General features: G+C 52.9%; 9 protein-coding genes. 6 read left to right on the forward strand and 3 right to left on the reverse strand.

What is annotated here, in order from left to right; genetic code table 11:
* Positions 1-20 precede the first annotated feature (20 nt).
* Positions 21-965, reverse strand: coding sequence for a methionyl-tRNA formyltransferase (fmt, locus tag HFD87_RS22660; RefSeq protein ID WP_158131344.1), 945 nt, complete (start codon positions 963-965; stop codon positions 21-23).
* 20 nt (positions 966-985) lie between these two features.
* Positions 986-1,498 (reverse strand): peptide deformylase, encoded by a 513-nt coding sequence (gene def, locus HFD87_RS22665; protein WP_010252747.1) that lies wholly within the window; start codon positions 1,496-1,498, stop codon positions 986-988.
* Positions 1,499-1,613: 115 nt separating this feature from the next.
* On the opposite strand from def, the gene dprA reads away from it, so the two are divergent.
* Genes dprA through HFD87_RS22695 form a run of 6 tightly spaced genes read left to right on the forward strand, consistent with a single transcriptional unit; the run spans position 1,614 to position 5,408 of the window.
* Entirely contained in the window at positions 1,614-2,738 is a 1,125-nt protein-coding gene (dprA, locus tag HFD87_RS22670; RefSeq protein WP_167423950.1) for a DNA-protecting protein DprA, read from the forward strand.
* Entirely contained in the window at positions 2,710-3,183 is a 474-nt protein-coding gene (smg, locus tag HFD87_RS22675) for a DUF494 family protein Smg (RefSeq protein ID WP_010252741.1), read from the forward strand. Before dprA ends, smg begins: the two co-directional genes overlap by 29 nt.
* 24 nt (positions 3,184-3,207) lie before the next feature.
* Positions 3,208-3,756 carry a topoisomerase DNA-binding C4 zinc finger domain-containing protein gene (locus tag HFD87_RS22680; RefSeq protein WP_010252738.1) on the forward strand — a complete coding sequence of 183 codons (549 nt, stop codon included), beginning with the start codon at positions 3,208-3,210 and terminating at the stop codon, positions 3,754-3,756.
* Between the two features lie 3 nt (positions 3,757-3,759).
* Positions 3,760-4,332, forward strand: a complete 573-nt coding sequence (tsaC, locus tag HFD87_RS22685) for an L-threonylcarbamoyladenylate synthase type 1 TsaC (protein ID WP_010252735.1) — start codon at positions 3,760-3,762, stop codon at positions 4,330-4,332.
* A 3-nt stretch (positions 4,333-4,335) separates the two neighbouring features.
* Positions 4,336-5,154 (forward strand): shikimate dehydrogenase, encoded by an 819-nt coding sequence (gene aroE / locus HFD87_RS22690; protein ID WP_129063162.1) that lies wholly within the window; start codon positions 4,336-4,338, stop codon positions 5,152-5,154.
* Positions 5,151-5,408 (forward strand): DUF1488 domain-containing protein, encoded by a 258-nt coding sequence (locus HFD87_RS22695; protein ID WP_050680330.1) that lies wholly within the window; start codon positions 5,151-5,153, stop codon positions 5,406-5,408. The genes aroE and HFD87_RS22695 overlap by 4 nt, the downstream gene beginning before the upstream one ends.
* Here HFD87_RS22695 and HFD87_RS22700 read toward each other — a convergent pair.
* The gene (locus HFD87_RS22700) at positions 5,375-5,929 is read right to left on the reverse strand and encodes a gamma carbonic anhydrase family protein (protein WP_010671596.1); all 555 of its coding nucleotides are present in this window, start codon (positions 5,927-5,929) and stop codon (positions 5,375-5,377) included. The genes HFD87_RS22695 and HFD87_RS22700 overlap by 34 nt on opposite strands.
* Positions 5,930-6,217: the final 288 nt, after the last annotated feature.

Here is a 6,217-nt window from a genome sequence, read left to right on the forward strand (position 1 = left end):
TGAGGGACCGGGCCTGAGAGTCAGTCCAGAAGGGTTCCAGGTTCAAACCATTCCCGGCGCGAGTTGAGAAGATCCTGAGCCGACATCGGTTTTTTACCGGCGGGCTGCAACTGGAGCAGGTTCAGTACGCCCTGAGCCGTCGCCACCTGGATGCCATGCTTGTCAGCATGAATAATTTCACCAGGCGCACGATCGCTGTGGGGCAGAACGCTTGCCTGCCAGACTTTAACCGGCTGATCTTCAATGGTGAAAAAGCTCATCGGCCACGGGTTAAAAGCGCGAATACAACGCTCAAGCTGTTCTGCAGAGAGTGTCCAGTCAAGACGTGCCTCCTCTTTACTGAGTTTCTCAGCATAGTTGGCCAGCGTTTCATCCTGTTTTTCAGGTGAAGCCTGCTGAGTGGTCAGTAATGTCAGCGTATCCAGCAGCCCCTGTGGGCCAAGCTGTGCCAGCTTGTCATACAGCGTGGCACTGGTATCCTGGGCAGTAATCGGACAGGCCAGCTTATGCAGCATATCGCCGGTATCCAGTCCCACGTCCATCTGCATGATGGTCACGCCGGTTTCGCTGTCGCCAGCCCAGAGCGCACGTTGAATAGGCGCAGCTCCACGCCAGCGTGGCAGCAGTGAGCCATGGACATTGATGCATCCCAGACGTGGCATATCAAGCACGGCCTTGGGCAGAATTAATCCGTAGGCCACAACCACCATCACATCGGCCTTGAGGTCAGCAACCAGTTGCTGATTTTCTTCAGGTCGCAGTGACTTAGGCTGATAAACCGGAATGTCATGTGCCATCGCCAGCGTTTTGACCGGGCCTGGCGTTAATTTGTTACCGCGACCAGCAGGACGGTCGGGTTGGGTGAATACGCCGATAACCTGATGTTCAGAAGCAAGCAGCGCGTCAAGATGACGCGCTGCAAAGTCAGGTGTGCCGGCAAAGATGATTTTTAGCGGGGCAGACACGTTTATCCCTTATTAAGATCTCAGGAAGCCTGCGCGTTCTGACGCGCCAGTTTCTCTAATTTATTTTTGATCCGTTGCCGCTTTAAAGGCGACAGATAATCGATAAACAGTTTGCCTTCCAGATGATCGATCTCATGCTGGATACAGATGGCCAGTAACTCGCTGGCTTCCAGTTCGAAACTTTTACCCTCGCGATCCAGTGCACGGACCTTTACCCGCTCGGCACGCGGAACAAATGCGCGCTGTTCCGGAATAGAGAGGCAGCCCTCTTCAATGCCGGTTTCACCGCTTTTTTCCAGCAGCTCAGGGTTAATCAGCACTAAACGCTCTTCACGACTTTCAGAGACGTCAATCACGATAATGCGCTGATGAATATCGACCTGCGTAGCCGCAAGACCGATACCTTCTTCGGCATACATCGTCTCGAACATATCATCAACGATACGCTGAATGTCTGCGTTAACTTCTTTAACGGGCGCAGCAACTTTGCGAAGACGCTCGTCAGGGAAATGTAATACCTGCAAAACTGACATAAATATCCAGATCTGTATTCGGTTAAGAAAAGATTACTACCTTATATTGTAGACTTTTCGAGGCCTGATTGACAGCATTCTGCGGCAGGAAGCAAGGGCGATCAGGGAGCTGAAGATGGACAAAATAGCGCAGTCTGTACGGCTGGCCGCCGTCACTGGAATGACAGGAAAACGCTGGGTTGATGTGGCGCAGCAAATAGGTGCCGGACAGACAGACAGGGAGCAGCTTATCCGGCTTGGCTTAGATGAGAGCCAGTGCCAGCAATATGATGATTTTAATGAAAATAATCTCACAGAAGTCTATTCCTGGCTGGATCAGAGTCCGGCTCATCATCTGGTGACTGCTCTGGACGCGGCCTATCCTGCCCGTCTTAAAGAAACCAACCGCTTTCCGCCGCTGCTCTATATTGATGGCGATCCTGCGCTTATCAGCACACCACAGTTAGCGGTGGTGGGCAGCCGAAACTGTTCACACTATGGCCGCTACTGGTGCGACTGGTTTACCCAGCACTTAAGCCTCAGCGGTCTGACCATTACCAGCGGACTGGCAAGGGGTATTGATGGTGTTGCGCATCAGGCAGCACTCAACGTAGGCGGTAAAACGGTGGCCGTGTTAGGTAGTGGTTTGCAGCGGCTCTATCCCAGCAATCATGCCCATCTTGCCGCAGAGATCGTTGAACAGGGTGGTGCGGTAGTTTCTGAGTTTCCGCTGACGACCCTGCCGCATCCGCTTAATTTTCCGCGCCGTAATCGTATTATCAGCGGCCTGAGCCATGGGGTGCTGGTGGTAGAAGCCTCGCTGAAGAGTGGTTCCCTGGTAACGGCGCGGTATGGGCTGGAGCAAAATCGTAATGTCTATGCCTTACCTGGCGCGCTCGGTAACCCGTTAAGCGAAGGCGTAAACTGGCTGATTCAGCAGGGGGCGCTGCTGGTGGCCCATCCCCATAACATCGTGGAAGATCTGGCAAGTGCACTTAACTGGCTGCCGATGACACCGGGCGGTGAAATTTATTCTGAGGTGAGTGACGATGCTCCATTGCCATTTGCTGATGTGTTGGCTAACGTAGGTGATGATGTTACACCTGTTGACGTTGTCGCTGAACGTGCCGGCCAATCTGTGCCAGTTATCTCAGCTCAGTTGCTGGAACTGGAGTTAGCAGGATGGATCGCAGCTGTACCCGGCGGCTATGTCCGATTGAGGAGGGCATGCCATGTTCGACGTACTGATGTATTTGTTTGAGACATATATCCACAACGAAGCAGAAATGGGTGTTGATCAGGACAGATTGACAGACGACCTGACGGATGCCGGGTTCCATCGTGAAGATATTTACAGTGCGCTGAACTGGTTAGAAAGATTGGCTGACTATCAGGAAGGACTGGTTGCGCCAATTTTACTGACAAATGATCCGCTCTCCATGCGTATTTATACCGATGAAGAGAGCAAACGTTTAGATGCTGACAGCCGTGGTTTCCTGCTGTTCCTGGAGCAGATTCAGGTGTTGAACCTGGAAACGCGTGAAATGGTCATCGAACGCATTATGGCGCTGGATACCTCTGAGTTTGACCTGGAAGATCTCAAATGGGTGGTACTGATGGTGTTGTTCAACATTCCCGGATGTGAAAATGCCTATCAGCAGATGGAAGAACTGCTATTCGACGCCAATGAAGGTATGCTGCATTAAATTTCCTTTCATGCATTGATCGCTATGAGTAAAGCTGCACTCTTCACCGTGCGTAAACAGGATCCCTGCCCCGCTTGCGGGGCAGAACTGGTTATCCGCTCCGGTAAACACGGTCCTTTTCTGGGCTGCGCGAACTACCCGGCATGCGACTACATTCGACCCTTAAAGGGTCAGGCCGATGGTCATGTGGTCAAAGTGCTGGAAGGCCACGCCTGTCCCGAATGCGGTGCGGATAAAGTGTTGCGGCAGGGGCGATTTGGCATGTTCATTGGCTGTAGCCTCTATCCGGAATGCGGATACACCGAAACCATCGACAAACCAGATGAAACCTCGCTGGCCTGTCCACAGTGCCATGAAGGCCGGTTAGTTCAGCGGCGCTCCCGTTACGGCAAAACGTTTCACTCCTGTGATCGCTATCCAGCCTGCCAGTTTGTTGTGAATCTGACACCCGTTGCCGGAATCTGTCCTTATTGCCAGTATCCGCTATTAGTTGAAAAAAAGACGGCCCAAGGGATCAAACGCTTTTGCGCCAGTAAAAGTTGTGGCAAAGCCATTGCTGAAGAGAATTCATAGACCATGGAAAATCAACACCTCGCCGATTCACTTGAAACCTGCCTAGAGCAGCTGAATCGACAGGCGGTCATCGCCTATCCTACTGAAGCCGTATTTGGTCTGGGCTGTGACCCTGACAGTGAATCTGCCGTCATGGCTTTACTGGCGCTGAAACAGCGTCCGGTAGAAAAGGGGCTTATCCTGATTGCGGCTGATTACACCCAGCTGGAACCTTACATCTCCGCTCGGGAACTGTCTGTGATACAGCGTGAGCGGATGTTTGCATGCTGGCCCGGCCCGGTGACCTTTGTCGTACCCGTTCCGCCACAAACGCCTCGCTGGCTTACCGGACAGTTTGATTCACTGGCCATTCGCGTCAGTGACCATCCTGATGTGCAGGCCCTTTGCCGCGCATTTGGTAAACCGCTGGTCTCAACCAGTGCAAATCTGTCAGGCCTGCCTCCCTGCCGAACGGCTGAAGAAGTGAAGCAGCAGTTTGGTGAGCAGTTCCCGGTTCTGTCGGGAAAAACGGGTGGGCGGCTCAATCCCTCTGAAATCCGCGATGTCATCAGCGGCGAACTTATACGTCAGGGCTAATTCATGGATCAATTCGCCGTTTTCGGTAATCCGATCAACCACAGTAAATCTCCGCTGATCCATCAGGCTTTCGCTGAACAGACGGGCGTTGAACATCGCTATGGTCGGATTTGTGCCCCGATAGATGGTTTTCCTCAGGCGCTCTCTGCCTTTTTCGAACAGGGAGGCCGTGGCGCCAACGTGACGTTACCTTTTAAACAGCAGGCATGGGAATTTGCCGATCAGCTCAGCGAACGTGCAGCCCTGTCCGGCGCGGTAAACACGGTGAAAAAACTCAGCGATGGGCAGATCCTGGGTGACAACACGGATGGTATCGGGCTGTTAAGCGATCTTGAACGGCTGAAGATGATCAACTCTGGTGACAAGGTATTGCTGGTGGGGGCGGGCGGTGCTGCACGTGGGGTCATTCTGCCGCTTCTCTCAGCAGGCGTGACACTCACTGTTGTTAACCGTACCGCCGCGCGGGCGGAAGAGCTGGCTAGCCTGTTTGCAGGGAGCGGCACTATCCGCGCATGTGGTTTTGAGCAGCTTGCAGATCAGCACTTTGATCTGATCATTAATGCGACCTCAAGCGGCGTGAATGGCGAAACCCCTCCTTTACCTGCAGCAGTCATTCATGCTGATGTGCGCTGTTATGACATGTTTTATCAAAGCGGGCTGACGCCTTTCCTGCGCTGGTGTCAGGCGCAGGGCACGGCTCATCTGGCAGATGGTTTGGGCATGCTGGTGGGGCAGGCTGCTCATGCCTTCTATCTGTGGCACGGTGTGATGCCGGAAATCGCACCGGTGATTACCCAGCTTAAACAGGCCATGCAGCCATGAATCAGGCGATACAGTTTCCTGATGATGAAACCTATAATGCTGAACTGAACGCGGTCTGTTTCCCGGTGCTGGTCAACGGCATGCGGCTGACCTGTGCAATCAGCGGGAAGTCGCTGACTTCACGTTTTGGTGAAGGGGAGACGATGGCGCTGTTTCAGCACCATCGCTGGGATCTGGAAGATGAGGCCGAAGCGGCTATCCGTCAGGATAATATTGATGCTCAGGGCTGGATCTGGTTATCTCCCGCCAGATAATCATCTTTCCAGGCGACATAATTATTAGCGGAATAGCGTAAACCTTCCTTCTCATTGTCATTCAGCGGCCTGATCTGCCTGACCGGACTACCCAGATAGAGATAGCCGCTCTCCAGTCTTTTACCTGGCGGCACCAGACTTCCGGCACCAATCATCACTTCTTCTTCTACTATTACGCCATCAAGCAGAATCGATCCCATTCCGACCAGCACGCGATCGCCAATGGTACAGCCGTGTAACATCGCTTTATGCCCGACCGTGACATCCTCGCCAATAATAAGAGGGAAGCCTTGCGGGTTAGACGCTGATTTATGCGTAACGTGCAGAACGCTGCCGTCCTGTACATTAGTACGGGCACCAATGCGCACCTGATTCACATCCCCCCTAATCGCAACCAGCGGCCAGATGCTCACGTCGTCCTCCATTATGACATCACCGACCACAACACTGCTTGGATCGACCATAACGCGCTGGCCGGTTTGCGGGAAAAGGTCTTTATATGGACGTAGGGCGGAAGTCATCATGTTCTCCTTTGTTCTGTTTTCAATGCAGCCTGATGCGATTTCAGGCAGCTGACAAGCCAATTCTGGCCTGGATCGCTGGCGATCTCATCAATCTGGATCATTTATAACCGTTCAGATAAAAGATCCAAAAAAAGGGTTGTGCTCTGAAACGGGATCCCTATAATGCGCCTCCATCGACACGGAACACCGGCAACGGGAAGCGGGTTGAGAGGCACAGGAGACTGCGCCGCCGGAGAAAAACTTCTGAAATAGAGGTTGACTCTGCAGGAGGAAAGCGTAATATAC

The organism is Pantoea sp. EKM21T (genome assembly GCF_011800405.1).
Taxonomy (GTDB): domain Bacteria; phylum Pseudomonadota; class Gammaproteobacteria; order Enterobacterales; family Enterobacteriaceae; genus Pantoea; species Pantoea agglomerans.

Excerpts from the sequence above, each read along its gene's own strand:
- HFD87_RS22695 (WP_050680330.1), top strand. The coding sequence starts at position 5,151 with ATGAATCAGGCGATACAGTTTCCTGATGATGAAACCTATAATGCTGAA.
- HFD87_RS22700 (WP_010671596.1), bottom strand. The coding sequence starts at position 5,929 with ATGACTTCCGCCCTACGTCCATATAAAGACCTTTTCCCGCAAACCGGC.
- smg (WP_010252741.1), top strand. The coding sequence starts at position 2,710 with ATGTTCGACGTACTGATGTATTTGTTTGAGACATATATCCACAACGAA.
- tsaC (WP_010252735.1), top strand. The coding sequence starts at position 3,760 with ATGGAAAATCAACACCTCGCCGATTCACTTGAAACCTGCCTAGAGCAG.
- dprA (WP_167423950.1), top strand. The coding sequence starts at position 1,614 with ATGGACAAAATAGCGCAGTCTGTACGGCTGGCCGCCGTCACTGGAATG.
- aroE (WP_129063162.1), top strand. The coding sequence starts at position 4,336 with ATGGATCAATTCGCCGTTTTCGGTAATCCGATCAACCACAGTAAATCT.
- HFD87_RS22680 (WP_010252738.1), top strand. The coding sequence starts at position 3,208 with ATGAGTAAAGCTGCACTCTTCACCGTGCGTAAACAGGATCCCTGCCCC.
- def (WP_010252747.1), bottom strand. The coding sequence starts at position 1,498 with ATGTCAGTTTTGCAGGTATTACATTTCCCTGACGAGCGTCTTCGCAAA.